Origin of the sequence: Mesorhizobium sp. M0244, assembly GCF_040321795.1 — a bacterium.
In the GTDB taxonomy this organism is placed as follows: Bacteria; Pseudomonadota; Alphaproteobacteria; order Rhizobiales; family Rhizobiaceae; genus Mesorhizobium.
Map to the genome: position 1 here is coordinate 54,206 of NZ_JAMYSE010000024.1, position 24,906 is coordinate 79,111.

Consider the following 24,906-nt stretch of genomic DNA (forward strand, 5'->3'; position numbering starts at 1 on the left):
TCCGGCTAAAAAGCCTCCGCCGGCTCACGATTTGTTCCAATAATTTTCGGCAGGTCGGTCAAAAGCTCGTGAACAAAAGCAAGTTTTTGCGCCGCCACGTCCGAGATTACGAAGGGATACAGGTCGGGCAGGCCCATGCAGCGGTTGATCGAGTTGGAAGCTTCCGACAGCACCAGCCAGCGCGCGAGGATATTCTCGAAAGGCTCTGGCCTGGCGGCGGGTTCCGATGGTGCCGGCTGCTGCTCGCCGCCGGTGTCAGCACGCGACAGCTCGTTGGCTTCAACGGTCTCCAGCCGGCCGAGCGGTAAATTCAGAGCATGCACCATCTCCAGCGTGTCCGTGATATGCATGTGATGCGCCCAGGTCTCGGCCCAGTCCTCCCATGGGTGCGACGTCGCATAGGCCGAGATATGGCGCTGCTGCCAGTCGGGTGGCGCGCCATCGGCATAATAGGCCTTCAACGCCTGTTCATAGTCGGCACGGTCGTCGCCGAATAAAGCGCGAAAGCCGGCAAGCTTTTGCGGATCGTCGCGGATCAGGCGGTCCCAGTAATAATGGCCGAGCTCATGGCGGAAATGGCCGAGCAGCGTGCGGTAGTTCTCACCCATCTCGACGCGCCGCCGCTCGCGCTCGGCCGAGTCCGCCTCGGCGACATTGAGCGTGATCCGGCCGTTGTCATGGCCGGTCAGGATGCGCTCACCGCCGGGACCGCCACCGATCGGATCGGCAAGAAAGTCGAAAGCGAGGCCGATCTCGTCGCCGGGGTTCTGCTTGGGTGTGACCGGCAGACCGAAGGCGAGCAGCGAATAGACGGCACGCTTCTTTGCCGCCTCGACACGGATCCAGCGGCGGCGGTTGCCGTCGACCGACAGATCTGGGATCAACTGGTTCAGCACGCAGGCGCGACAGAAGGGTTGGCCAGGCTCCGCCATCCAGTTGCAGGCGCATTCGTCGGCATTGGTGCAGTGGAAGACGTTGGCGCCGGACAGCACAAAGCGCGCATCCTCGGCATTATAGAGCACGAGGCTGGCGCAGTTCAGGCATTGCGCGTTCTCGAAATAAAGACGGTGGCCGCAATGCGGGCAGTCGAAAAGCTTCATTGGCGTCTCAAATCCATTCGGAATGCGGAGGACGATGCGAGCAGGAGAACGCCAAACGCCTGTCACCTGCCTGCGTTCCCGCCGGTTGACGCTATTTTGCCGCAAGGAGTGTGACCACCTCCCTGGCCACTGCCTCGCCCGATAGTCTGGCGCCGCCGCAAGTCTGCATCAGCGGACCGGCCAAATGCTCGCCGGCGAAGAAGATCTTTTCCGCCACCGGCTGCATCAGCGTGGCGCGCGCCTGCGAACGGCCGGGTCGCGCCGTCGCGTAGGCGCCGCGCACGAACCGCTCTGCGCCCCAATTTGTCATTATCGCGCGTCCGACATGTTTTCGCACGTCGCCGCCAAAGATGCCGCAGAGCCGGTCGACGACGAAGTCGATGCCGGCCGCCTCGCCCGCCGCCGACATCTCCCAGGCGAAATCGCCGCCGACGAAACCGACCATCAGATCGAGGTCGAAGGGAAAGCAAAGGAAGTAGATGTCGTGCCGGGCCAGCCGCTCGATCAGCAAATCGTCGAACGGCTCCAAGCCGAGCCTTGTGCCGGATATTTCGACAGGCAGCTTGGTCAGCATGCCCATCGGCAGGTCGAAGAAGGCGGCGAAATGCGCATCGGGGAGTACCGGCGAGAACGCAATCTTCTCGAAGGCGAGCACTGCCGGCGAGGCGGTGACGATGACCGCCTTGGCGCGGATGGTGCCGCGGTCCGTCACACAGGCGACGCCGGGCACATCCCAGAGGATCTTGCGCACCGGCGTCGACAGTTCCACCGGCACATCGGCGCCGAAGCGGGCAACCAGCGTACCGAAGCCTTCCTTGGTGAAATAGTTCGGATCGAGATCGGCGGCGGCCTGAAAGTCGCGGATCGATATCTCGTCCTCGTCGGCGCCGAAATCCATCGGCCCGGCGAAGGTTGCGGCGGCGCGCGGCGCGTGTCCCTTGGCGAGCAATGCCGACAGACGGTCATCGTCACCTTCCCTCACCTGATGCGCCGCCACCAGTTCGAACAGCCTTGTGTCGGCCACCTTCATCGCGGCCTCTTCGGCTTCGCTTGCCCTTCGCTCGCGGTAGTAGAGATGATCGACATTCATGTCGTGGTGATGAAGTGTCCAGGCGGCGGCTTTCGCCTCGGGAAAGTAGGGATTGCGGTCTGCGGCATGCAGCCAGGCGCAGCCGATGTCGAACGGCACGCCGAAATGCTGGTCGCTGGTCCAGGCGCGGCCGCCGATGCGGTTCATCGCTTCTAACAATTTGAAGGAAAAACCGGCGGCACGCAGGGTCTTGGCAGCCGAAAGTCCAGCCGAGCCGGCGCCGATGATCACGACATCAACGTCTTCCATGCTTGTTCTGTCCCCGCCACAATAATTACTTGATCGTAGGCAAATTCCCGGGCATCCGCCAGTGTGGTGGATTTGAAGTTCCTGCTGTATTGAGTGCATCGGCGCAGCGCCGGGACAGTGACAAGCAGGTGTTTCGCTGGCAAGTTCGCAATTGGGAACGTGATTCAGGCAATCAGGAGAGCAGCATGGCATTTCTTGCCAAGGGGAAGATGTTTGTAACGGCTACGGTGGTGGCGGTGCTTGCGTTGGCGACGGGCGCGCAGGCGGCGGCCAGCTGTGGCAAAAACAGCGCCGGCTTCGATGCGTGGAAGCCGGAGTTTGCCGCGGAGGCGAGGGCCGACGGTGTAGGCTCGAAGGGTCTAGCCGCTCTGGATCGCGCAACCTACGCAACAAAGACGATCGCCGTCGACCGCGCCATCCATAAGGCTTTCAGCGGCTCGGTGGAAGCTTTCATGAAGCGCCGTGGCGCGTCCGCGATCATTGCCAGGGGCCGTGCGCTGAAGAAGGCGAATGCGGCGCTGTTCGACAAGATCGAACGGACCTACGGCGTATCGCCGGGCGTGTTGCTCGCCATCTGGGGTATGGAGACCGGCTTCGGTTCCGCCATGGGCAACCAGAATACGGTCTCTGCTATTTTAACGCTGGCCTATGATTGCCGCCGTCCAGAGTTCTTCTACCCGCATGCCATTGCGGCCCTGAAGCTGGTTGATCGCGGAGCGTTGAGCGCTTCGTCGGTCGGTGCCGCGCATGGCGAGATTGGCCACACCCAGTTCCTGCCCGGAAATGTTTTGAGCTATGGAGTCGGCAACAAAAATCTGCGCGACAAGGCCACGGCGTTGGCTTCCACCGCCAACTTCCTCAAGGGTCATGGTTGGCAGGCCGGCGCGAGCGCGCAATCGAATATCGGCGCAATTGCCGGCTGGAATTCCGCGAGCGTCTATCAGCAGGCCATCGTCCGCATCGCCACAGCGATCGATGCTGACTGATAGAAATCTCTGTTCGATAGAAAGCCCGGCCATGCGCCGGGCTTTCTATTTCACGTCGAGCGCGTAGGAGCAACCGGCGAGCACCTTGCCGGGATGTGAATCGACGGTTGAGACATTGAGGGCAATGCGCGTGGAAAATGTCATGCCGTCGGCTTCCTGGCCGCTTTCGACGAGCATCTTCTCGCCGAGGAATTTTCCCGCCGTCGCGACTTCGGGTGAGATGCCGAGCTCGCGGGCGAGCTCCGGCGCGGAAACATCGTCAAACACCGCCATCGGCCCGGTCGCGGTAAGGACGACGGATGCCGTTTCACGCCCGAACACGCCGACCGTGGCCGGCAGCTCGAATTGCCTAAGGAAAGGATTGCCGGCAGGAACATCCTTCCAGCCGAGTTTTGCGGGCGCATAGGGCAAAACCATTATAGGTCGGAACGTCAGCCCTGCACTCGATCAGCGCGGGAAGGTCGAGGGAGGCGGGGTCATAATCGGTGGCTTTGGCGACAGCCAAGTGCGCCAGGACAGCCAACGCGGGCAGGAGACCGGTTCCAAGAGTGGCCAAGCGCCTGGGCACATCACTCTCAATAATGCGCGTAGCCGCTCAATGGGCATTTCTGAGAGCCTGGAAGGTGCCGTCAACACCGTTGCAGGTACGGAACTTGAGCGTCACGGTGCCGGGGTAGCCGCCTTTGGCTTGCCCTCGATGACTACCGGGACTCCGGAACCCTGCGCGTAGCCGCTCAACGGGCATTGCTGGGAAGTGGGAATCTGGAAGGGGCCGTCAAAACTTTTGCAGGTACGGAATTTGGATGTTTGCTCCGACGGGGCTTGCGTGGATTGACACCCGGTAAGGACGGCCACCGCCCCAAGCAGAAGAAAAATTCTGTTTTTCACTGTCAAAGCCCTCCGACCCGCAGGACAAGTAAGATCAAACCATCGAAAGGTCAAACAGGAAACGATCTGAGAGCGCGGCCTCTATTATATTAGAGACGCCAAATAAAACCCGGCGTCTTCACCCGGTTCCTAACTCGTCTAAGCATTGAGGGGAACGGGCCTGTTGGAATATCAACCCTTGCGGTTGCGCGCGGCCAGCGTCCGCAGCCTCAGCGCGTTCAGGCGGATGAAACCTTCGGCGTCCTTCTGGTCGTAGGCGCCGCGGTCGTCCTCGAACGTGACCAGCGCATCGGAATAGAGCGTCTTCTTCGACTTGCGGCCGGTGACCATGACGTTGCCCTTGTAGAGCTTCAGCCGCACCGTGCCTTCGACGTCTTCCTGGCTCTTGTCGATCATCGCCTGCAGCATCAGCCGCTCGGGCGCGAACCAGAAGCCGTTGTAGATCAGCTCGGCATAGCGCGGCATGAACTCGTCCTTGAGGTGGGCAGCTCCCCGGTCGAGCGTGATCGATTCGATCGCCCGGTGGGCTGATATCAGGATGGTGCCGCCGGGGGTCTCGTAGACGCCGCGCGATTTCATGCCGACGAAGCGGTTCTCGACCAGGTCGAGCCGGCCGATGCCGTTATCGCGGCCGAGATCGTTCAGCGCTGCCAGCATCGTCGCCGGCGACAGTTTTTTGCCATTGAGCGCAACCGGGTCGCCCTTCAGGAATTCGATCTCGACCTCGGTGACCTCATCCGGTGCATCCATCGGCGAGATGGTGCGCTGGTGGACGAATTCCGGTGGCTCGCTCCATGGGTCTTCCAGCACCTTGCCCTCGGAAGACGAATGCAGCAGGTTGGCGTCGACCGAGAACGGTGCATCGCCCTTTTTGTCCTTCGGCACCGGGATCTGATGCTGCTCGGCGAAGTTGATGAGATCGGTGCGCGACTTGAACGACCAGTCGCGCCATGGCGCGATGACCTTGATGTCGGGGTTCAGCGCATAGGCCGAAAGTTCGAAACGCACCTGGTCGTTACCCTTGCCGGTGGCGCCATGCGCGATCGCGTCGGCGCCGGTCTCCCTGGCGATCTCGACAAGATGTTTCGAGATCAGCGGCCGGGCGATCGAGGTGCCGAGCAGATAGGTGCCTTCATACACGGCATTGGCGCGGAACATCGGGAAGACGAAGTCGGCAACGAACTCCTCGCGCACATCGACGATGCGGATGTCCTTGATGCCCATCATCTCGGCCTTGCGCCGCGCCGGCTCCAATTCGCCGCCCTGGCCGAGATCGGCGGTGAAGGTGACGACTTCGGCGCCGAGCTCGGTCTGCAGCCATTTCAGGATGATGGAGGTGTCGAGGCCGCCGGAATAGGCGAGCACGACCTTCTTGACGGCTTTTGCTTTCGACATGTTTTGGGACATTTGGGCGGTTCCACGCGGTGGGCTTCGCGGGCGAGTATCACGGCGTTTCCAGCTAGCGCAAGGGAGGAACAGGCGCCTGGTCGCCGCAGGCACTGGACCAGACGCTGTGGCGACCAGAAGCTGGCGCCGGCAAGGCGCCTGCGCTATAGGCTGCGCGTCTTACTGCCCAGAGCTCGCTCATGTCCTTTATTCCCGACAATGCAACCCTGATCCAGTTCGCCATCGCCACGGTGATCCTGGCGATCACGCCTGGACCGGACATGACGCTGTTCGTGTCGCGCACGCTGAGCCAGGGCCGCGCCACCGGCTTTGCCTCGATGGCCGGCGCATTGTGCGGCACGCTGATCCACACCACGTTGGTGGTGGTCGGCGTCTCGGCGCTGATCGTGGCCTCGCCGATGGCGTTCTTCGTGCTGAAGATTTTCGGCGCCGGCTATCTGGTCTTCCTGGCCTGGCAGGCGATCACAAAAGGGTCGGCGTTTTCGCCGGAGAAGAAGAGCGGGCCGAAGATTTCGCTGGTTCGCAGCTGGGCCGCGGGGCTCGGCGTCAACCTGCTCAACCCGAAGATCATCCTGTTCTTCATGACCTTCCTGCCGCAGTTTGTCTCCGCGCACGATCCCGACGCGCCGGGAAAACTGTTCTTCCTCGGCGCGATGTTCGTCGTGCTGTCGATCCCGGTGACGGCGCCGATGGTGCTGGCGGCGGAAAAATTCTCGGCGGCGATGAAGGCCAGCCCGCGCGTGACGCGTGTCGTCGACTATCTGTTTGCCGGGGTGTTTTCGGCCTTCGCGCTCAAGATCCTGACGGCCCAGGCGAAATAGGCGCATTCCCGGACGTTCCGGCTTGGCGCCAGCTTCCGGCCGAGCGCCCGGCGCTCAGCCAGTAGAAAATGCCACCGACCATGCCGCAGCCGATCACCGCCAGCATGACGCTTGTGTTGGTAACCTCGAAATTGGCGTCGGCCGTCTGGTGGACGAAGCCGAGGAAGACCGCCGCCACCGCCGCGCCCCCCAGCGCATAGAACAGCCAGTCGCGTCGGCCGAGGATTTCGGAGACGAGGATGGCGATGGCCGCCGGCATGAAGGCGAAATAGGCGACGAACAGCGCGACGAAGGGGATCGAGAAATACAGCGAGGCAGTCGCCGCCGGCTGCGCCTGCTCTGGCGTGTAGCCGAGCGACGCGAGGAACATGATGTTGAGGAAGGCGCTGGCGGCCAGCGAGGCGACGATGTAGCCGACAAGGATGACGGCGAAGCGAATCAGATAGGCGACGACGCGATTCACGCCTCGCCGTGCCCCGCGATCATCATCGCTTCCAGCGCCAGCCGGTCGACCCTGCGCATGCGCTCGGAGTCCGACTTGAGCTGGCCGCAGGCGGCGAGAATGTCGCGGCCCCGCGGCGTGCGGATCGGTGAGGCGTAGCCGGCATTGTTGATGTAGTCGGCGAATTTCTCGATCGTCTCCCAGTCCGAGCACTGATAGTTGGTGCCAGGCCACGGATTGAACGGGATCAAATTGATCTTGGCCGGGATGCCCTTGAGCAGCTTGATCAGCCCCTTGGCGTCCTCGATCGAGTCGTTGACGTCCTTCAGCATCACATATTCGAAGGTGATCCGCTTGGCGTTGGACAGGCCGGGATAGGCGCGGCAGGCTTCGATCAGCTCCTTCAGCGGATACTTCTTGTTGATCGGCACCAAAAGGTCGCGCAGATCGTCATTGGTGGCGTGCAGCGAGATCGCCAGCATGACGCCGATCTCCTCACCGGTGCGGAAGATCTCGGGCACGACGCCCGAGGTCGACAAGGTGATGCGCCTCTTCGACAGGGAAAGCCCGTCGCCGTCGGATGCGATCAGCAGCGCCTTCTTCACCGCCTCGAAATTGTAGAGCGGCTCGCCCATGCCCATCATGACGACATTGGACACTTTGCGGCCCTCGGCCGGAACGATGGCGCCGTCGGGCGTATCGCGGTCGGGGAAATCGCCGAGCCGGTCGCGGGCGGTCAAAAGCTGGGCGAGGATTTCCTCGGCGGTCAGGTTGCGCACCAGCTTCTGCGTGCCGGTGTGGCAGAAGGAGCAGGTCAGCGTGCAGCCGACCTGCGAGGAGATGCAGAGCGTGCCGCGGCCCTCTTCCGGAATGTAGACGGTCTCGATCTCGACCGGCCGGCCGGCGCCGCGCGGCGGAAAGCGGAACAGCCATTTGCGCGTGCCGTCGGAGGAAATCTGCTCCTCGACGATCTCGGGCCTGGCAACGGTGAAATGCTTGTCGAGCTCGGCGCGCAGATCCTTGGAGATGTTGAACATGCCGGCAAAATTGGAAACGCCGCGCACATAGATCCAATGCCAGAGCTGCTGGGCGCGCATTTTTGCCTGGCGCTCCGGCACGATGCCGGCGGCGACGAGGGCGGCACCGAGTTCGGCGCGCGTCAAGCCAATCAGCGACGGCTTTTCGGGCAGCGTGCGGGTGCGCAACGCGTCACGAGCGCCCTCGGCGGTAAGATCGAATGAAAGGGTCATTGTTGCGCCAATATAAGCGATTTGCGGCCGATTACAGCATCGTGCCCGAAATGAAGCGCGGCGCATAGCACAGCTTGGCGGCGGAGTCATGCAGCGTGCGCGAGGCTTGAGACCAAACTGGCTTTTCCGATTTGCGCTGGGCGACCAATTGTCGATCTCGGCGCCGCCCCTCATTGCCCTGCCGGGCATTTCTCCCGGTGAACGGGGAGAAAGAGGCCGGCCGCAGCGCCAGCGCCATGCTTGCAACGCCGGCGATTGGCGAAATCATCGAAGGGAGCGTCCCTCGCCCCGTTTACGGGGAGAGGATGCCGGCAGGCAGGTGAGGGGCAGCGCCGGCGTTAAATAGAGGCCGGTTCAAGCCTGCCTCCGATCGCGCCCTGCCTACTTACACTTGGCGATTGAGGCCAGCGCCGCCGAAATGCCCTTCAGCGAAAAAACGTAGGTGGTGGTGTTGCCGCGGCCGGACTTGGCCGACACCTTCATATCGGTTCCGGTCTTCATCGCGGCGATCAGCACCGGCTCCTCGGCGGCGTTCTCGACCCAGGCCGACTTGCCGCGCGTGAACATGGAAAAAGACTTCTTGTCGATGGTGACGGTGGCCTTGGAACCTTCCTGGAAGGTATAGCCGGCGATGAATTGCGGCTCGTAGGACACCTGCTGCCCCGGCCGCTGGCTGACGAAGAAGAACATGTCGCCATGATCGAGCGTCGGCGGCTGCTTGTCGGTCGGCACGGTCAAGACATAGCAGACCTTGCCGCCGCCCGATGCCTGGTAACTGTAAGTGCCCCAGGCATTGTGCTGGCCGATCTTGGTTGCCGACTGCGCCAGCGCAGGCGCCGTCAAGGCCACCAGGGCCAGGCTGGAAACTATAGCAATCAATCCGCGCATCGCTTTTCCCGTATTCCAACTGGTGCGGCGGCAGGCCGGCTCGGCGTCCTGCCCGTCGCTTCATTTTGATTTAATCTGGGTTACCAAACGGTGAATTTTCCCTGACAAAAGGATGTTCACGCCAGAAACCGCCGCCGTCTTCGCGCTGCCGCTCGAAAAAGCGGCTGTCGCAATGTCCCTGCCGCGACTTGGAGGCCACGAAAACGGCAAGAGTTTGACTTTTCAAGCAGCTAGGTCTTGCAGCCATCCCGGCTTTTCTGAGGTACGTGACGAATTTTCCTCCAGACGGTATCATGTCTACGTTCGCCTCCACGGCGCTCGGCCAGGGACCCCTCCTTGGCGGCTACGGGAGATTTGGCCATGGCCATTTCCGAGACAGTCCTGATCCTGGCGGGCGGCACAGCCGTCCTGGCGATTGTGTTCGGCATTCGTGTCGCCATGCGGACGGTGGCCGGTGGCGCGGTGCCCCGGTCGGATGCCGGGGAGGCGGCGGGCGGATCGGGCGCGCCCGACGTGGCTGGGGTCATTGCGCTGCCGCCTTTGATCTTTCTCTGCTTCCTGGTGGCGGCAGCCGTCCTCGAGGTGCTCGTTCCGCTCCCGGTCATGGCCGGGCAGGCGCTCGCCCGCTATCTGGCCGGCGCCGTGCTCGCGGTGTGCGGCTTCGTGTTCATCTTTATGGCGGCGGGCCGCTTTCAGGCCGCTGGCACCAACATACCACCGACCTTGCCGACGACGGCGCTGGTCGTCGACGGTATCTATCGGCGGACCAGGAACCCGTTCTATCTGGGAGCGACCCTCGTCTATCTGGGCCTCGGCGTCGCGGCCGGAAGTCTTTGGGCTATTGCGCTCGTGGTCCCGCTGCTGCGGGTGATCAATACCGGCGTCATCGCGCCGGAAGAGCGCTATCTCGAGCGGAAGTTCGGAGATGCCTATCGCGCCTACAAGGCGCGGGTGCGGCGGTGGGTTTGACGGCCGGAAAAGTCGGTTCTCGCGCCATTTTTTGCGCCGCACCGGCTCAGCTCTTGTCGGCGATCGCCTGTTTGGCAGCGAGCCGGTGTGCGGGCGTGATGTGGGCGCTGACGGTTGTGATCGCGGCGGTCAGCACGGCGATGTCGTCGGTGAAGCCAAGCCCAAAGATGAAATCGGGGATGACGTCCGTCGGCAGCACGAAATAGCCGAGCGCAGCCAGCAATGTGCCCTTGGCGCGCAGCGGCGTCTTCTTGTCCATGGCGCAGTAATAGGCGGCGACCACCTCTTCCATGAACGGGATCTGCCGGGCAGCCTTCTTCGCCGTGCGCCAGAACTTTTCGCGCACTTCGCTCTCATTGCCCGGCTTGCTGCCGAGGCCGAAGAAATCAAAACCGGATTTTTGCGCCATCAACCTCTCCTTGCCGCCGCTGCGTGGCTTCACGCACGACGGCAATGCAAAATGTGGTGAAAGCCGAACCCGGCTGCAAGGTGCTGGCAGGTGTCAGCCGCCGAAATAGCGGTTCATCTTTCTGGCCAGTTCGAAATCCAGCGCGGTCAGGCCGCCGGCGTCATGCGTGTTGAGGGTCACGTTTACCGTCTTGTAGACGTTCGACCAGTCGGGATGGTGGTCCATCTTCTCCGCCGCCAGGGCGACGCGGGTCATGAAGGCGAAGGCTTCGGAGAAATTCTTGAAGGTGAAGGTGCGGCTGATCGAACCACCATCCTTGGCCAGCGACCAGCCGTCGAGGCCGGCAAGTTCGGCGCTGATCGCCTCTTTTGCAAGTTTTTCCCTGGCCATCCGTCTACCGCATGATCCGCGAAGCGTCGGGGGCGTCGACCAAACGGCTGGCGGCCCGGCTGTCGGCACCCGAAAGCGGCCACGCCTCCTCGACGATGTAGGGCCCGCCGCCGACCGAGTCGCGCGACGACATCAGCACGAAACGGCCGACCCGGAACGGCAGCGTCGAAAAATTGCCGCGCGCCGACAGGTACTGGGCAACGTCGAGCGGGCTCGAACTGCGCAGTCGGGCCAAGGTCACATGCGGCATGAACTTGCGCGGGTCGGCCGGGATGCCGAGCCGCTGGCAGATGCGCTCGATTTCGGCCTGCAGTGCGGAAAGATCGGGCGAAGCCGCGACCCCGGCCCACACCGCGTGTGGCTTCTTCTGGCCGAAGGCGCCGACGCCGGACAGCGTCAGCGGGAAGGACGGGCGGTGAACACGGTCAAGCGCATTGGCGATCTCGTCGGCGACGTGGCCTTCCACATCGCCGATGAAGCGCAACGTCAAATGGTAATTCTCGACGTCGATCCAGCGGGCTCCGGGCAGGCCGCCCCTGAGCAGCGACAGCGAAAGAGCGGCATCACGCGGTATTTCGAGGGCGGTAAAAAGACGCGGCATGGGAAGCCTCCTGTCCTCGAATCGAACTCTTGCCCTAGCGAATCATCGATAGTCAAACGGGGCAAGGGGTTTGTTGGTCGCAGGCCTGCCTAAAAGCTTCCCTTGCGGAATGTGTCGCGGCCGGGTCCTGCCTCAGCAAGGGCCTTGCCTCAGGAACTGCCCCGTACCGCATCGATGGCTTTCTCCACGCCAGGCAGGATACCCTCAACGATGCGGTCGACGCCTCGGGCGTTTGGATGAAGGCCGTCCTCGAGCTGCAGGACGGATTGGCCGGCAATGCCTTCGAGAAAGAAAGGATAGAGCGGCACGTCGTATTTTTCAGCCAGTCTCGGAAAGATCGCGTCGAAGGCGTTCTGGTAATCGGCGCCGAGATTGGGCGCCGCGCGCATGCCGGCCACCAACACGGCGATCTTGCGCTGCTTCAGTTTTGCCAGCATGGCGTCCAGGTTCTTCTCCGCAATGGCGGGCGAAACGCCGCGCAGCATGTCGTTGGCACCGAGCTCCAGGATGACCAGCTGCGTGCCGTCCGGCACCGACCAGTCGAGCCGCGACAGGCCGCCGCTCGTCGTATCGCCGGAGACGCCGGCATTAGCGACCGTGACATCGTAGCCCTTGGCGCGAAGCACCGCCTGCAGCCTGTCGGTGAAGCCCTGGCCTGGCCCGAGGCCAAAACCCGCCATCAGGCTATCGCCGAAGCCGACGATGGTGAAGGGCTCGGCGCGCGCCGACGAAATGGCGCCGAAAATCGCAAGGAAAAGGGCGAAGGCTGCGGCAAAGGTGTGTTTGAAAGCCATGCGGCAGGCCCCATATGACCAGGAACATCTGTTGGCGAAGGCAGGTTCCATCTTTGTCGAGCATCGGATGCTCTAGCCCTCACTCCCCATATAGGACGATTTGATTTTGGAAGAAGCCGTCATTTCGCTGAAAGACGTATCGCTGACGCTCGGCGAAGGTGCATCCTCGGTCCATGTGCTGAAGGGCGTCAGCCTCGATGTAGCGAGCGGCGAAGCGACAGGGATCGTTGGACCTTCAGGTTCGGGAAAGTCGACATTGCTGATGGTTTTGGCAGGGCTTGAAAGGGTCGATTCGGGAACGGTACGAATTGCCGGCGAGCTGCTCAACGGCAAAAGCGAAGACCGGATCGCATCGTTTCGGGGACGAAATATCGGCATCGTCTTCCAGTCTTTCCATCTCATCCCCAACATGACGGCGCTGGAAAACGTCGCCGTCCCGCTGGAGCTTGCCGGCCATGCCGATCCGTTCGGTGTGGCGGCGCGCGAGCTGGCGGCGGTCGGTCTCAGCGATCGCGTCACCCATTATCCCGGCGAATTGTCTGGCGGCGAGCAACAGCGCGTGGCGATCGCCCGGGCGCTGGCGCCGTCGCCGCGCATGCTGATCGCCGACGAGCCGACCGGCAATCTCGACCAGGCGACGGGTCGGCACGTCGCCGACCTGCTGTTCGCCAAGGCGGCCGAACGCGGCATGACGCTGGTGCTGGTCACGCATGACCCGGTGCTCGCGGCGCGCTGCTCGCGCCAGGTGTCGATGCGGTCGGGACGGATCGAGGACGCGCCCGAGCCGGCTTCCAAGGCCGGCAAGGTGACAGCCTGATGCCGCTGTCGCAAACGCTGAGGCTCGCCTTCCGGTTTTCGCTGCGCGAAATGCGCGGCGGGCTGTCCGGCTTCCTGATTTTCCTTGCCTGTATCGCGCTCGGCGTCGCGGCAATCGGCGGCGTCAATTCGGTGGCGCAGGCGATTTCCGCCGGTGTTGCCAACCAGGGCCAGACGCTGCTCGGCGGCGATCTGCGCTTCCAGCTCAACCAGCGCGACGCGACCAGAGCCGAACGCAGCTTCATGGACCGGCTGGGCACGGTTTCGCACAGCGCCAACATGCGTTCGATGGCCAGGCTCGAGGACGGTTCCGACCAGGCGCTGGTCGAGGCCAAGGCGGTCGACGGCGCCTATCCGCTCTATGGCGCGCTGGAGACCGAGCCGGTGCTGTCGAGAGAGGATTTGTTCGGCGAAAAATCCGGCGTCTTCGGCGCCGCTGCGCCAGACCTTTTGTTCGAGCGGCTGAACCTTCGCATCGGCGACCGGCTGAAACTGGGCAGTGCGACGTTCGAACTGCGCGCCAGGCTGGTCAACGAGCCGGATGCGGTGTCGGACGGCTTCGGCTTTGCACCGCGGCTGATGGTGTCGACCGACGGGCTTGCGGCTTCCGGTCTGATCCAGCCGGGCAGCCTGGTCGAGAACGCCTTCAAGGTCCGCCTGCCCAATGGCACCGGCGAGGCACAGCTCAAGGCGATCCAGGAGCAGGCTGCAAAACAATTTCCGCAGGCCGGCTGGTCGATCCGCACGCGCAGCAACGCGGCGCCAGCGCTGTCCTCGAACATCGAGCGGTTCTCGCAATTCCTGACGCTGGTCGGGCTGACGGCGCTGGTGGTCGGTGGCGTCGGTGTGGCCAATGCGGTACGTGCCTATCTCGACGGCAAGCGCGGCGTCATCGCTACCTTCAAGAGCCTGGGGGCTTCGGGCGGGTTCGTCTTTGCCGTCTACCTGGTGCAGATCCTGATGATCGCCGCCCTCGGCATCGCGCTGGGCCTTGTGCTTGGCGCGCTGATGCCGTTCGCGGCGAGCGCGGCACTCCAGTCGGTCATTCCGGTGCCGGCAGAAGGTGGGTTCTATCCCGGCGCGCTCGGCATGGCAGCGCTGTTCGGGCTGCTGGTGACGCTGGCTTTCGCCTTGCTGCCGCTCGGTCGTGCCCGCGACGTGCCGGCGACTGCGCTGTTTCGCGAAATGGGTTTTGAGGGCCGCGGTTTTCCCCGCCCGATCTATATCGCCGCGGCATTCGGCATCGCGCTGCTGCTGGCGGCGCTGGCGGTCCTGTTTTCCGGTGACCGCCGCATCGCCTCGATCTTCGTCGGCGCCACGGTTTTGTCGTTCCTGGTGCTGCGTGTCGTCGGTACGCTGGTGCAGTGGGCGGCGAAGAAAAGCCCGCGCGTGCGTTCAACGGCGCTCAGGCTCGCCATCGGCAACATCCATCGGCCTGGCGCCTTGACGCCATCCGTGGTGCTGTCGCTTGGCCTCGGGCTGACGCTCCTGGTGACGCTGGCGCTGATCGACGGCAATCTGAGGCGGCAGATTTCCGGCAGCCTGCCGGAGCGGGCGCCGAACTTCTTCTTCGTCGATATCCAGAGCGGCGACGTCGATGCTTTCTCCGCGCTGATCGGCAAAGAAGCGCCGCAGGGTAGGCTGATCAAGGTGCCGATGCTGCGCGGCCGGGTGATGGCGCTCAACGGCGTCGATGTCGATAAGGTCAAGGTTCCGGCCGAGGGCGCCTGGGTGCTGCGCGGCGATCGCGGCCTGACCTATGACGCAAAGCTGCCGGAGAATGCGACGCTGATCGAGGGCAGCTGGTGGCCGGAGAACTATGCCGGCGAGCCGCTGGTCTCGTTTTCCGCCGAAGAAGGCAAAGAGATCGGGCTGAAGCTCGGCGATACCATCACCGTCAACGTGCTCGGCCGCAACATCACGGCGAAGATCGCCAATTTCCGCCAGGTCGAATGGGAAACCATGGGCATCAATTTCGTCATGGTGTTTTCGCCCAGCACATTCGCCGGGGCGCCGCATGGCTGGTTGGCGACGCTGACCGAGAAAGACGCGTCGGCAGCCGACGATGCCCGTCTTCTCAACGCCGTTACCCGGGCCTTTCCCGCGGTGACGACAGTCAGGGTCAAGGACGCGCTCGACGTCGTCAACCGGCTGGTGGCACAGCTCGGCACCGCGATCAGGGCGGCGGCGGGCGTGGCGCTGATCGCCTCGGTGCTGGTGCTGGCCGGGGCGCTTGCCGCCGGCAACCGTGCCCGCATCCACGACGCGGTGGTGCTGAAGACGCTGGGTGCGACCAGGAAAACGCTGATCGCGGCCTTTTCGCTGGAATATATGCTGATCGGCCTTGCCACGGCGATCTTTGCGCTGGCGGCGGGCGGTGTGGCTGCATGGTTCGTCGTTGCGCGCATTATGACGCTGCCATCGCATTTCATGCCCGAGGTAGCGGTGGCGACCATCGGCTTTTCGCTGGTGGTCACGGTCGGCATCGGCCTTGCCGGCACGTGGCGGGTGCTCGGTCACAAGGCGGCACCGGTGCTGCGAAATCTTTGAGCGAGAGCCGGTTTTGATTAAATCTCGTTAATGTTTCGGCCGGGAAGGCCAATAAAACCGGATCTCCGGCACTTCACGGGAGCATTACGTCCGGTTACGGTCTTGTCCTTTACGCCAAGAACCATCATATTTCGGCGCAGGCATGCTGGAGCCCCGCCAGCGGCGCCTGGGTTCAAATGGACCTGACACCGGACGGGGCAGAAGCAATATGAGGATTTCCATGGCTGATCCCGTTCGCAATTATCAGACGCGCGCCGTGCCCGGCGCCGGCGTCGATGCTGCCATCGACCAGGGCCTGCGCGCCTACATGATCAAGGTCTACAATCTGATGGGGCTTGGTCTTCTCATCACCGGCCTTGCCGCAGTCGGCACAATCATGCTGGCCACCACCAGCGATCCGGCCTCGGCCGTCGCGACATTGCCAAGCGGCGAGATGCTGACCTCCTTCGGCTACGCGATCTTTGGCTCGCCGCTTAAATGGCTGGTGATCTTTGCCCCGCTGGCAGCGGTGATGTTCCTGTCGTTCCGTGTTCAGTCGATGAGCGTTTCGGCAGCGCAGACGACGTTCTGGGTCTATGCCGGGCTCGTCGGTCTGTCTCTGTCGTCAATCTTCCTGGTCTACACCACCGCCAGTATCTCGCAGACCTTCTTCGCCACCGCCGCCGCCTTTGGCGGGCTGTCGCTCTACGGCTACACGACCAAGCGCGACCTTTCCGCATTCGGTTCGTTCCTGGTCATGGGCCTGGTCGGTCTGATCATCGCGATGGTGATCAACATCTTCCTGCAGTCGTCGGCGCTTTCCTTCGCCGTTTCGGCGGTCGGCGTGCTGATCTTCGCAGGCCTCACCGCCTACGACACGCAGAACATCAAGGAGATGTATTTCGAGGGCGACGAGACTGATGTCGCCGGCCGCAAGGCGATCATGGGCGCACTGAGGCTCTATCTCGACTTCATCAACCTGTTCATGTTCCTGCTGCAGTTTATGGGCGACCGTCGCTAATACGGCGTTCTTTGTTGACCATGATCTTTTCCGAAAACCGATTTCCACTTTTCGGGATCATGGTCTGATTGGACCAGCGAGTTTGGAAAGGGCGGCCCAACGGCCGCCCTTTTCTTTTGTCTCGGTCTTTGATGAAATGGCCGACAGGTGGTTGACGTGCATAAATTATGAGCAGCATCACGATACGGGCCGCGACACCGGCCGACCTCGACCGGATCACCGAAATCTATGCCGACGCGGTGATAAACGGCAGGGCGAGCTACGAACTCGAACCGCCGAGCCGCGCCGAGATGGGCATGCGCTTCGACACTCTGATGGCCGGCGGCTTTCCCTATCTGGTGGCGGAGAAGGCCGGCGCCGTGCTCGGCTACGCCTATGCCGGGGCCTTCCGGCCGCGCCCGGCGTATCGCTTCGTCGTCGAGGATTCCGTCTATGTCGCGCCCGACGCCAAGGGGCAGGGCGTCGGGCTCAAGCTGATGCAAGGGCTGATCGAGGCGGCCAAGGCGGCGGGTTTTCGCCAGATCATCGCGGTGATCGGCGACGGCCGGCCCGACAGCGCCTCAGTGCGGCTGCATGAGAAACTCGGCTTTCGCGATACCGGCCGCCTGGAAGGCTCCGGCTACAAGCACGGACGCTGGCTGGACACGGTTTTCATGCAGTTGCCGATCAATGGCGGGGCGTCGATCCCGCCCGATCCGCAATCGCTGCCCGAGCGGAAGTTCCGCAAACAAAAATAAGGGGTTACGCGTCGACCAGCGTCAGCGTTCGGTCGAACACGCCAAGCACCCGGCCGAGTTCCTGGCCGCGCTTGAGGATGCGCCCGCCGGCGGCGATGACGGCGAATGCGCCTTGCCGGCGCGCCAGCTTCGGATCCTTGACGATCTGGAAAAGCGGCACTTCACTGGTGCGGCGGAAGACGGAAAAAACGGCGCGGTCGGCGAGGTGATCGATGGCATAGTCGCGCCATTCATTGGCGGCGACCATACGGCCATAGAGCCTGAGTATCTGGTCCAGTTCGCGCCGGTCGAACCGCACCGGCTGGTCGAGGCGTTCGCGTCTTGCCTCGTGCAGCGGGATCAATATTGCGGATGCGTCCCCATCCTCCGTCCCGCTGCTGCGATCAGTCATGCCTGGATCCTCGCAATGAATCATACGCCGACCAAAGTTGGCGCTTTCGTCGCCGAATTGCAAGGCCCGGCCGGGCAAGGGCAGCGCCGCGCCGTTTCTGCAGCGTCCAGTCACGTTTGCGAAACGCCTGTTGGAATTGGTGATGCTTTGCCACAATCCTGCCTTTTTTTATCCGTGCTCATGCCCCAATGTCCGACGAATTTACCGGCGTTGCCTGAGACGGTTCGGTCCGGCACCGGCTCGTAAACCCCAAGCCCCCCGCCCACGGGTCTGCGTCGGATCGAACCAACCTCGGTTTTTCCTTGGAGAAATCGGGTGCGACGATCCCAAAACCTAAATGACCGGCGTCAGAAGCAAGCTGACGCCGGTTTTTTATTGGAGGGCTGGATCGGTCCCCAACGTGTCGCGCTGCCGGGTGCGTCGACTGCTTCACTTGATGTCGTCATTTAACAACGTCGGTCGGCGCCGCCCCTCATTGCCCTGCCGGGCATTTCTCCCCGTATAGTGACGGGGAGAAAGACGCCATCATGGAATGGTTTCGCCAACTGCCAACGTTGTAGAATGGGCGCCAAGATTGCGGCCAGTCCCTTCTCCCCGTCGCTATACGGGAGAAGGTGCCGGCAGGCGGATGAGGGGCGGCGCGACGTTCAGTTCAAGGCTTGCGGATAAAGGCTGCGCCCAGGATCGGCCCGGGCAAGCCGTCCTTGCCGACCGACTGCAGCAGCACGGCGCAGCCGCCCTTCTTGGCGATCTCGCTCATTGGCAGTTCGTAGCGCTGCGCCTTGCCGTGCCACATGCCGGCGGTCTGGATGCTGGAAACGGCGTTCCAGTAGGTCATGCTGCGGCCGTTGTTTTCACCCTTGCCGATCTTTATCGTCTGCGGCGGGTTGAAATAGACGATCACGACATGCGCGTCGGCGGGGCCGGTCACGGCGTCGCCGGCATCGATCATGACGCGATCGCTGGTCCGGCTGACCTTGATGCCGACCCGCATGCCTTCGCCGACCCTCTCCATGCGGGCCAGCGCGCCGTCGACTTCCTTGCGGCTGGCGCCGTTGACATGGCTGCGGCCGTTTATGACGGCTTGCGGGGTGTAGACGGAACGGCTGCCGAAGGCGCGCATATACTCATATTGCCGCTCGGTATTTTCCTTGCGGCTCAGCGTGTCCTGCCAGCCGAGGTAATCCCAATAGTCGACATGATAAGCGAGCGCGACGATGTTCTCCTTGGCGGCGAGCTCGGCGAAGAATTCGTCGGCCGGCGGACAGGAATTACATCCCTGGCTGGTGAAGAGCTCGACGACGCCTAATGGCTTGTCGGTTTGCTCGGCAAAGGCACTTCCGGCAAACGCCGAGATGGCCAGCGCAAGGGCCGCAAGCCGCAATGGTCTTCGAGATGACATGGCCGTTCCGATCCCGCCGGTGATGCCGGCTTTGTTCTGATTGTCGAAATATGTGGCAGAAGCGGCAGTCAACGGGAAGTCACGTTGCGGTGAAACTTTGCCGTTGCAACCGCTGGCAAGGGCGCAATAGGTGGAGTTGCACTTCACGATAGAAGCGATTCGGGCGGCAATCAGCATGTGGCAATCTCTCCTGGCGCCGGTCGACCTCTATTGCGAACGGACGGGGCCGGAATTCTGGGCCGAACCGCTCAATGCGCTGAGCAATCTGGCTTTTTTTGCCGCCGGGCTGTGGGGTGTCTGGCAGGTGCGCAAGCGCGGCACCGGTGCCTTCGCCGAAGTGCTGGCCTGGTGGGTGGTGGCGATCGGCGTCGGCTCGTCGCTGTTCCACACCTTTGCCACAAGGGGAATGATCCTGGCCGACGTGCTGCCGATTGCAGGGTTCACGCTGGCCTACACGCTGTTCAATCTGCGACGTTTTCTCGGCATGAAATGGGGCAAGGCGATCGTCATCTTCGTCGCCTTTTACGCCGTTGCCGGGCTGGTGACCTTTGCCGTGCCGGACTGGCTGCGCCAAGCGTCGAACGGGACGACCGGCTATCTGCCGCCATTTCTGGCGCTCGCCTTCTTCGGCGCCATGGTCGCGGCCAGCGGCAATCGCGCCGGCTGGTACAATCTGGCCGGTTCGGCGATCTTCGCGGTGTCGGTCATCTGCCGGATGATCGATCCGCTGGTCTGCGGCAGCTTCCCGCTCGGCACGCATTTCCTGTGGCACATTCTCAACGGGCTGATGCTCGGCGTGCTATTGGCGGCAACAGCGCGGTTTGGTGCGCCTAAAGCCGCGTATAAATAGAAACCGCCGGAGCTTGGCTCCGGCGGTTCGGCACTTTCCGACAGCTGGCGGGATCTAGGCTGCCAGGTCGCGCAGCACGTATTGCAGGATGCCGCCGTTCTTGAAGTAGTCGAGCTCGTCCAGCGTATCGATGCGGCAGATGATCGGAACCTCTTTCACGCTGCCGTCGCCATAGGTGATCCTGGCGATCATCTTCTGCCGCGGCTTGATGCTGCTCAGTCCGTCGATCTCGACCAGTTCGTCGCCCTTGAGGTTGAGCGACGCCCACGAGGTGCCTTCCTCGAAGACGAAGGGGATGACGCCCATGCCGACCAGGTTGGAGCGGTGGATGCGTTCGAAGGACTGGGCGATGACGGCGCGGACGCCCAGCAAATTGGTGCCCTTGGCCGCCCAGTCGCGCGACGAGCCGTTGCCGTATTCGACGCCGGCGAAGATGACCAGCGGCACGCCTTCCTTCTTATAGTGCATGGCGGCGTCGTAGATCGATTCCTCTTCCTTCGACGGGTAATGGATTGTGTAGCCACCCTCACGGCCGTTCTCGCCCAGCATATGGTTGCGGATACGGATGTTGGCGAAGGTGCCGCGCATCATCACTTCATGGTTGCCGCGCCGCGTGCCGTACTGGTTGAAATCGGCGACGCCGACGCCGTGCTCGGTGAGATACTTGCCGGCCGGCGAGGCCGCCTTGATCGAACCGGCCGGCGAAATGTGGTCGGTGGTGATCTTGTCGCCGAACAGGCCGAGCACGCGCGCGCCCTTGATATCGCCGATCCGGCCGAAGCCCGACGTCATGCCGGCGAAATAGGGCGGGTTCTGCACATAGGTCGAATTGTCGTCCCAGGCATAGGTCTGGCCCACCGGCGCCTTGACGTTTTGCCAGTATTCGTCGCCCTTGAAGACGTCGGCATATTTGCGGGCGAACAATTCGCGCGTGACGTTCTTCTCGATGAATTCCTGGATCTCGACGGAACTCGGCCAGATATCCTTGAGATAGACCGGATTGCCGTTGCGATCCTCGCCGAGCGGCTCGGTGGTCAGATCCTTGGTCACGGTTCCGGCCAGCGCATGGGCAACGACCAGCGGCGGCGAGGCGAGGTAGTTTGCCTGCACGTCGGGCGAGACACGGCCTTCGAAATTGCGGTTGCCGGAAAGCACCGCGGCAGCAATCAGACCTTTGTCGTTGATGACCTTCGAGATCGGCGCCGGCAGCGGACCGGAATTGCCGATACAGGTGGTGCAGCCGAAGCCGACCAGGTTGAAGCCGATCTGGTCGAGCTCCTTCTGCAGGCCGGATTTCTCGAGATATTCGGCGACGACCTGGCTGCCCGGCGCCAGCGAGGTCTTGACCCAGGGTTTCTGCTTGAGGCCGAGCCGGTTGGCGTTGCGCGCCAGGAGCCCGGCGCCGATCAGCACGCTGGGATTCGAGGTGTTGGTGCAGGAGGTGATGGCGGCAATGACGACATCGCCATGGCCAAGGTCGTAGTCCGTGCCCTCGACGGCGTAGCGCCTGTCGATCTCGGCGGCCTTCTTGTATTCGGTCTCCATGGCCTTGGCGAAGCCGGCCGGAATGCCTTCCAGCGCGACCCGGCCTTCCGGCCGCTTGGGGCCGGCCATCGACGGGACGACACTGCCAAGATCGAGCTCAAGCAGGTCGGTGAAGACGGGATCGGCCGAGCCGGCGTCGCGCCATAGGCCTTGCGCCTTGGAATAAGCCTCGACTAGCGCGATGCGGCCTTCGTCGCGGCCGGACATGGTGAGGTAGCGGATGGTTTCGCTGTCGACCGGGAAGAAGCCGCAGGTGGCGCCATATTCCGGCGCCATGTTGCCGATGGTGGCGCGGTCGGCCAGCGTCATGTTGGACAGGCCCGGACCGAAGAATTCGACGAACTTGCCGACGACGCCCTTCTTGCGCAGCATCTGAGTGACGGTGAGCACGAGGTCGGTGGCGGTGACGCCTTCTTTCAGCCTGCCGGTGAGGCGGAAGCCGATGACTTCGGGCAACAGCATGGAGACGGGCTGGCCGAGCATCGCGGCCTCGGCCTCGATGCCGCCGACGCCCCAGCCGAGCACGCCAAGGCCGTTGATCATGGTGGTGTGCGAATCGGTGCCGACGCAGGTATCGGGATAGGCGGTGGTCTCGCCGTCCTCGCTATTGGTCCACACCACCTGGCCGAGATATTCGAGATTGACCTGGTGGCAGATGCCGGTGCCGGGCGGCACGACGCGGAAACTGCGGAAGGCCTGCTGACCCCATTTCAAGAATTTGTAGCGCTCCTCGTTGCGCTGATATTCAAGCTCGACATTGCGGGCGAAGGCCATCGGTGTGCCGAATTCATCGACGATGACCGAGTGGTCGATGACCAGATCTACCGGGACCAGCGGATTGATCTTCTGCGGATCACCGCCGAGCGAAGCCATGGCGTCGCGCATGGCGGCGAGGTCGACCACGGCCGGAACGCCGGTGAAGTCCTGCATCAGCACGCGGGCCGGGCGATAGGCGATCTCGACGCCGGCGGTGCCCCTGTCGGTCAGCCAGCCGGCGACCGCCTGGATGCTCTCCTTGGTGACGGAACGGCCGTCCTCGTTGCGCAGCAGATTCTCCAGCAGCACCTTCATCGAATAGGGCAATTGGGCAATGCCGGCGAGGCCGTTCTTTTCGGCCTCGACAAGATCATAGTAGATGTACTCGGTGCCGCCGGCGGTCAGCGTGCGGCGGCAATTGAAGCTGTCGAGTGATTTGGACACGTGCGATCCCTAACTGTCGGTTGCCGGGAGGGAACGGACGCCAGTGGCATGCAAATCACGCGCAAAGGTGCGGGTACGGCCATTTCCGCTATCCGTTCCCAAGCGTCCGGGCCGTTCAAGGCGGCACGCGCGCTGGTTCGGCGCAAATTCGGTTCCCGTGCCGACCGCTGGCACGGATAATGCGGATATAGAGAATTTTCTGGAATAGTTCTAGACACGGAATTGCCATTTTTGCTGCGGTGCACCGAAGCCGCGCTTGAACTTTCGCGAAGGGGAACGGATGCGGCTGATCGCCGAAAATCTGGGCGGCGAACGCGGCGGCGAGACGGTCTTTTCCGGCATCGAATTCGCGCTGGGGGAAGGCCAGGCGCTGGTCGTCACCGGGCCGAACGGCGCCGGCAAATCGACGCTGCTCAGGATCATCGCCGGACTGTTGCCGGTGGCGGCAGGCCGTGTGCGGATCGAAAGCGGTGACGAAGACTTTCCGTCGGTCGCCTCGGCCTGCCACTATCTCGGCCATCTCAACGCGATGAAGACGGCGCTGAGCATTACGGAAAACATGCGCTTCTGGCGCGATTTTTCGGGCGCAGGTTCTGCGGATGTTGAAGAGGCGCTGGAAACCGTCGGCCTGGGCGGCATCGGCCATCTGCCGTTCGGCTATCTCTCGACCGGCCAACGCCGCCGCGCCGCCATCGCAAAACTGCTGGTCAGCCATCGGCCATTGTGGCTGCTCGACGAGCCGACGGCAGGGCTGGACAAGGCTTCGGAGGAGCGATTCGCTATGCTGATGCGGAAGCATCTGGAGGGCGGAGGGATCGTTGTAGCAGCCACGCATCTGCCGCTTGGGCTGGACGGGGCAAAGGCTTTGGTGATGGGGGAGACCGTTTGATGTCGGTGCTCCACGGCGCCCCCCTCTGTCCTGCCGGAAATCTCCCCCACAAGGGGGGAGATTGGCAGCTTCGGCGCTCCACCCATCCTTGTGACGTTGGCGATTGGCGAAAGACCTGGCGACGGCCGATCTCCCCCCTTGTGGGGGAGATGCCAAGTGGTGGCAAAGAGGGCAGGACAGAGGGGGGCGCGACGGAACTCCATCCTTTGCTTGGCTTTCACTCATGCATCGGGACCGCATGGTAATGTGGTCCCTCTTCCTGCGCGATATCCGCCTGAGTGTCCGCGCCGGTGGCGGGGCGCTGACCGGCGTGATTTTCTTCCTCGCCGTCATCGCGACCATCCCCTTCGGCGTCGGTCCCGACCTGAAGCTACTGGCCCGCATCGGCCCGGCGATCCTGTGGATCGCCGCCTTGCTTGCCTGCTTGCTCGGCCTCGACCGGCTGTTCCAAGCCGACCGCGAGGACGGCTCGCTCGATCTTCTGGTGCTTGGCAACGACCGGCACATGCTGGCCCTGACCGTGCTGATGAAATGCCTGGCGCATTGGGCGGGAAGCGTGCTGCCGCTGGTCATCGCCGCTCCCTTGCTCGGCCTGTTCATGAACATGGAGCCGGTCGGCATCGGCGCCACGGCGCTGACGCTTCTGGTCGGCACGCCGGCGATCACCTTCATCGGTGCTGCCGGTGCAGCGGTAGCGGTGGCGTTGCCGCGCGGCGGGCTGCTGATCTCGGTGCTGGTGCTGCCGCTGACCATTCCGGTGCTGATCTTCGGCGTATCGGCAAGCTATGGCGCGGTGGCGGATCCCGATCCGTTTCTGCAACCTTTCGTCATTCTTGCCGCGCTGACCCTGTTCCTCGCCGTGCTCGGGCCGGTGGCGGCGGCGCTGGCGCTGCGCCATGGGACTGATTAGGTGTTTAGTCCCGGCGTTTGATGGGTGGGATCGAGTCGGAACCGTTCGGGCTCTTTTGCCCAAATTTTGCAGATGAACTCATAGGGTGTGAGACCCTTGAGGGTCTTGAGGCGGCGCGCGAAATTGTAGGCTAAGACGAAGTCAGCGAGGTGCCGGCGCAGTTGATCGTGATCGTCATAGTGGAAGCGCTTGACGGTCGCGTCCTTGATGGTTCGGTTCATCCGCTCGACCTGGCCATTATCCGGTATGTGATCTGTGGTGCCTTTTCGTCCTGCTGTTCTTGTTTTGGAACGGCCTTATGGTGAGCCCATCCGGGACGTGGGGCACCGGGA

26 protein-coding genes and 1 pseudogene are annotated in these 24,906 nt (G+C 63.0%); 10 read left to right on the forward strand and 17 right to left on the reverse strand.

The window, feature by feature from the left end; translation table 11 throughout:
- Positions 1 to 5 precede the first annotated feature (5 nt).
- Together NKJ08_RS16890 and NKJ08_RS16895 are read right to left on the reverse strand one after the other, a co-directional pair.
- Positions 6 to 1,100 (reverse strand): zinc-binding metallopeptidase family protein, encoded by a 1,095-nt coding sequence (locus tag NKJ08_RS16890; RefSeq protein ID WP_352527994.1) that lies wholly within the window; start codon positions 1,098 to 1,100, stop codon positions 6 to 8.
- Between the two features lie 91 nt (positions 1,101 to 1,191).
- Complete coding sequence (locus NKJ08_RS16895) at positions 1,192 to 2,439, reverse strand: flavin monoamine oxidase family protein (RefSeq protein ID WP_352782363.1); 1,248 nt, start codon at positions 2,437 to 2,439, stop codon at positions 1,192 to 1,194.
- 185 nt (positions 2,440 to 2,624) lie between these two features.
- On the opposite strand from NKJ08_RS16895, the gene NKJ08_RS16900 reads away from it, so the two are divergent.
- Positions 2,625 to 3,425, forward strand: a complete 801-nt coding sequence (locus NKJ08_RS16900) for a lytic murein transglycosylase (protein WP_352528099.1) — start codon at positions 2,625 to 2,627, stop codon at positions 3,423 to 3,425.
- Between the two features lie 45 nt (positions 3,426 to 3,470).
- Here the strand turns inward: NKJ08_RS16900 and NKJ08_RS16905 are convergent, their stop codons facing one another.
- The 3 genes from NKJ08_RS16905 to NKJ08_RS16915 form a co-directional block, all read right to left on the reverse strand.
- Positions 3,471 to 3,842, reverse strand: coding sequence for a hypothetical protein (locus NKJ08_RS16905; RefSeq protein WP_352527990.1), 372 nt, complete (start codon positions 3,840 to 3,842; stop codon positions 3,471 to 3,473).
- Positions 3,843 to 4,085: 243 nt separating this feature from the next.
- Positions 4,086 to 4,313 (reverse strand): lipoprotein, encoded by a 228-nt coding sequence (locus NKJ08_RS16910; RefSeq protein ID WP_352527988.1) that lies wholly within the window; start codon positions 4,311 to 4,313, stop codon positions 4,086 to 4,088.
- 171 nt (positions 4,314 to 4,484) lie between these two features.
- Positions 4,485 to 5,708 carry an argininosuccinate synthase gene (locus tag NKJ08_RS16915; protein WP_352528097.1) on the reverse strand — a complete coding sequence of 408 codons (1,224 nt, stop codon included), beginning with the start codon at positions 5,706 to 5,708 and terminating at the stop codon, positions 4,485 to 4,487.
- A gap of 191 nt (positions 5,709 to 5,899) precedes the next feature.
- Here NKJ08_RS16915 and NKJ08_RS16920 point away from each other — a divergent pair, with 191 nt between their 5' ends.
- Positions 5,900 to 6,541: a LysE family translocator gene (locus tag NKJ08_RS16920; protein WP_352527986.1), complete on the forward strand. Its 642-nt coding sequence runs from the start codon at positions 5,900 to 5,902 to the stop codon at positions 6,539 to 6,541.
- Here the strand turns inward: NKJ08_RS16920 and NKJ08_RS16925 are convergent.
- The 4 genes from NKJ08_RS16925 to NKJ08_RS16940 all read right to left on the reverse strand — a co-directional run bounded on the left by NKJ08_RS16925 (position 6,513) and on the right by NKJ08_RS16940 (position 9,121).
- Complete coding sequence (locus NKJ08_RS16925) at positions 6,513 to 7,004, reverse strand: hypothetical protein (RefSeq protein ID WP_352527984.1); 492 nt, start codon at positions 7,002 to 7,004, stop codon at positions 6,513 to 6,515. The two genes, NKJ08_RS16920 and NKJ08_RS16925, sit on opposite strands and share 29 nt — an antisense overlap.
- On the reverse strand, positions 7,001 to 8,233 hold the full coding sequence (gene rlmN, locus NKJ08_RS16930) for a dual-specificity RNA methyltransferase RlmN (protein ID WP_352527982.1): 1,233 nt from the start codon (positions 8,231 to 8,233) through the stop codon (positions 7,001 to 7,003). Before rlmN ends, NKJ08_RS16925 begins: the two co-directional genes overlap by 4 nt.
- Before the next feature lie 31 nt (positions 8,234 to 8,264).
- Positions 8,265 to 8,471: a hypothetical protein gene (locus NKJ08_RS16935; RefSeq protein ID WP_352527980.1), complete on the reverse strand. Its 207-nt coding sequence runs from the start codon at positions 8,469 to 8,471 to the stop codon at positions 8,265 to 8,267.
- A gap of 143 nt (positions 8,472 to 8,614) precedes the next feature.
- Positions 8,615 to 9,121 carry an invasion associated locus B family protein gene (locus tag NKJ08_RS16940; protein ID WP_023721899.1) on the reverse strand — a complete coding sequence of 169 codons (507 nt, stop codon included), beginning with the start codon at positions 9,119 to 9,121 and terminating at the stop codon, positions 8,615 to 8,617.
- A 360-nt stretch (positions 9,122 to 9,481) separates the two neighbouring features.
- Between NKJ08_RS16940 and NKJ08_RS16945 the strand changes: the two genes are divergently transcribed.
- Positions 9,482 to 10,090, forward strand: a complete 609-nt coding sequence (locus NKJ08_RS16945; protein ID WP_352527978.1) for a methyltransferase family protein — start codon at positions 9,482 to 9,484, stop codon at positions 10,088 to 10,090.
- A 46-nt stretch (positions 10,091 to 10,136) separates the two neighbouring features.
- On the opposite strand, the gene NKJ08_RS16950 is transcribed toward NKJ08_RS16945, so the two are convergent.
- The 4 genes from NKJ08_RS16950 to NKJ08_RS16965 all read right to left on the reverse strand — a co-directional run bounded on the left by NKJ08_RS16950 (position 10,137) and on the right by NKJ08_RS16965 (position 12,284).
- Positions 10,137 to 10,499: a YkvA family protein gene (locus NKJ08_RS16950; RefSeq protein ID WP_352527976.1), complete on the reverse strand. Its 363-nt coding sequence runs from the start codon at positions 10,497 to 10,499 to the stop codon at positions 10,137 to 10,139.
- 93 nt (positions 10,500 to 10,592) lie between these two features.
- On the reverse strand, positions 10,593 to 10,889 hold the full coding sequence (locus NKJ08_RS16955) for a 4a-hydroxytetrahydrobiopterin dehydratase (protein WP_352527974.1): 297 nt from the start codon (positions 10,887 to 10,889) through the stop codon (positions 10,593 to 10,595).
- 4 nt (positions 10,890 to 10,893) lie between these two features.
- Positions 10,894 to 11,490 carry an RNA 2',3'-cyclic phosphodiesterase gene (thpR, locus tag NKJ08_RS16960; RefSeq protein WP_352527972.1) on the reverse strand — a complete coding sequence of 199 codons (597 nt, stop codon included), beginning with the start codon at positions 11,488 to 11,490 and terminating at the stop codon, positions 10,894 to 10,896.
- A gap of 149 nt (positions 11,491 to 11,639) precedes the next feature.
- Entirely contained in the window at positions 11,640 to 12,284 is a 645-nt protein-coding gene (locus tag NKJ08_RS16965) for an arylesterase (RefSeq protein ID WP_352527971.1), read from the reverse strand.
- Positions 12,285 to 12,390: 106 nt separating this feature from the next.
- Between NKJ08_RS16965 and NKJ08_RS16970 the strand changes: the two genes are divergently transcribed.
- The 4 genes from NKJ08_RS16970 (at position 12,391) to NKJ08_RS16985 (ending at position 17,387) form a co-directional block, all read left to right on the forward strand.
- Positions 12,391 to 13,101 (forward strand): ABC transporter ATP-binding protein, encoded by a 711-nt coding sequence (locus tag NKJ08_RS16970; protein ID WP_352527969.1) that lies wholly within the window; start codon positions 12,391 to 12,393, stop codon positions 13,099 to 13,101.
- Positions 13,101 to 15,650, forward strand: a complete 2,550-nt coding sequence (locus NKJ08_RS16975; RefSeq protein ID WP_352782367.1) for an ABC transporter permease — start codon at positions 13,101 to 13,103, stop codon at positions 15,648 to 15,650. Before NKJ08_RS16970 ends, NKJ08_RS16975 begins: the two co-directional genes overlap by 1 nt.
- A 220-nt stretch (positions 15,651 to 15,870) precedes the next feature.
- A complete protein-coding gene (locus NKJ08_RS16980) occupies positions 15,871 to 16,650 on the forward strand; it encodes a Bax inhibitor-1/YccA family protein (RefSeq protein ID WP_352527965.1) in 780 nt (259 codons plus the stop codon).
- 167 nt (positions 16,651 to 16,817) lie between these two features.
- Positions 16,818 to 17,387 (forward strand): GNAT family N-acetyltransferase, encoded by a 570-nt coding sequence (locus NKJ08_RS16985; protein ID WP_352527963.1) that lies wholly within the window; start codon positions 16,818 to 16,820, stop codon positions 17,385 to 17,387.
- A gap of 4 nt (positions 17,388 to 17,391) precedes the next feature.
- Here NKJ08_RS16985 and NKJ08_RS16990 read toward each other — a convergent pair whose 3' ends face one another.
- Together NKJ08_RS16990 and NKJ08_RS16995 are read right to left on the reverse strand one after the other, a co-directional pair.
- Positions 17,392 to 17,778: a DUF2794 domain-containing protein gene (locus tag NKJ08_RS16990; RefSeq protein WP_352527961.1), complete on the reverse strand. Its 387-nt coding sequence runs from the start codon at positions 17,776 to 17,778 to the stop codon at positions 17,392 to 17,394.
- Positions 17,779 to 18,430: 652 nt separating this feature from the next.
- Positions 18,431 to 19,180 carry a DUF1223 domain-containing protein gene (locus tag NKJ08_RS16995; RefSeq protein ID WP_352527959.1) on the reverse strand — a complete coding sequence of 250 codons (750 nt, stop codon included), beginning with the start codon at positions 19,178 to 19,180 and terminating at the stop codon, positions 18,431 to 18,433.
- A 175-nt stretch (positions 19,181 to 19,355) separates the two neighbouring features.
- Here NKJ08_RS16995 and NKJ08_RS17000 point away from each other — a divergent pair, with 175 nt between their 5' ends.
- Entirely contained in the window at positions 19,356 to 20,030 is a 675-nt protein-coding gene (locus NKJ08_RS17000; RefSeq protein WP_352527957.1) for a ceramidase domain-containing protein, read from the forward strand.
- A gap of 54 nt (positions 20,031 to 20,084) precedes the next feature.
- Here the strand turns inward: NKJ08_RS17000 and acnA are convergent, their stop codons facing one another.
- Positions 20,085 to 22,775: an aconitate hydratase AcnA gene (acnA, locus tag NKJ08_RS17005; protein WP_352782369.1), complete on the reverse strand. Its 2,691-nt coding sequence runs from the start codon at positions 22,773 to 22,775 to the stop codon at positions 20,085 to 20,087.
- A 280-nt stretch (positions 22,776 to 23,055) separates the two neighbouring features.
- Here acnA and ccmA point away from each other — a divergent pair, with 280 nt between their 5' ends.
- Both ccmA and ccmB read left to right on the forward strand, forming a co-directional pair.
- Entirely contained in the window at positions 23,056 to 23,664 is a 609-nt protein-coding gene (ccmA, locus tag NKJ08_RS17010; protein WP_352528095.1) for a heme ABC exporter ATP-binding protein CcmA, read from the forward strand.
- A 244-nt stretch (positions 23,665 to 23,908) separates the two neighbouring features.
- Positions 23,909 to 24,574: a heme exporter protein CcmB gene (gene ccmB, locus NKJ08_RS17015; protein ID WP_352527953.1), complete on the forward strand. Its 666-nt coding sequence runs from the start codon at positions 23,909 to 23,911 to the stop codon at positions 24,572 to 24,574.
- On the opposite strand, the pseudogene NKJ08_RS17020 reads toward ccmB, so the two are convergent.
- Positions 24,571 to 24,813, reverse strand: a pseudogene (locus NKJ08_RS17020) (integrase core domain-containing protein); the annotation flags it as partial. The gene ccmB and the pseudogene NKJ08_RS17020 sit on opposite strands and share 4 nt — an antisense overlap.
- Between the last annotated feature and the right edge of the window lie 93 nt (positions 24,814 to 24,906).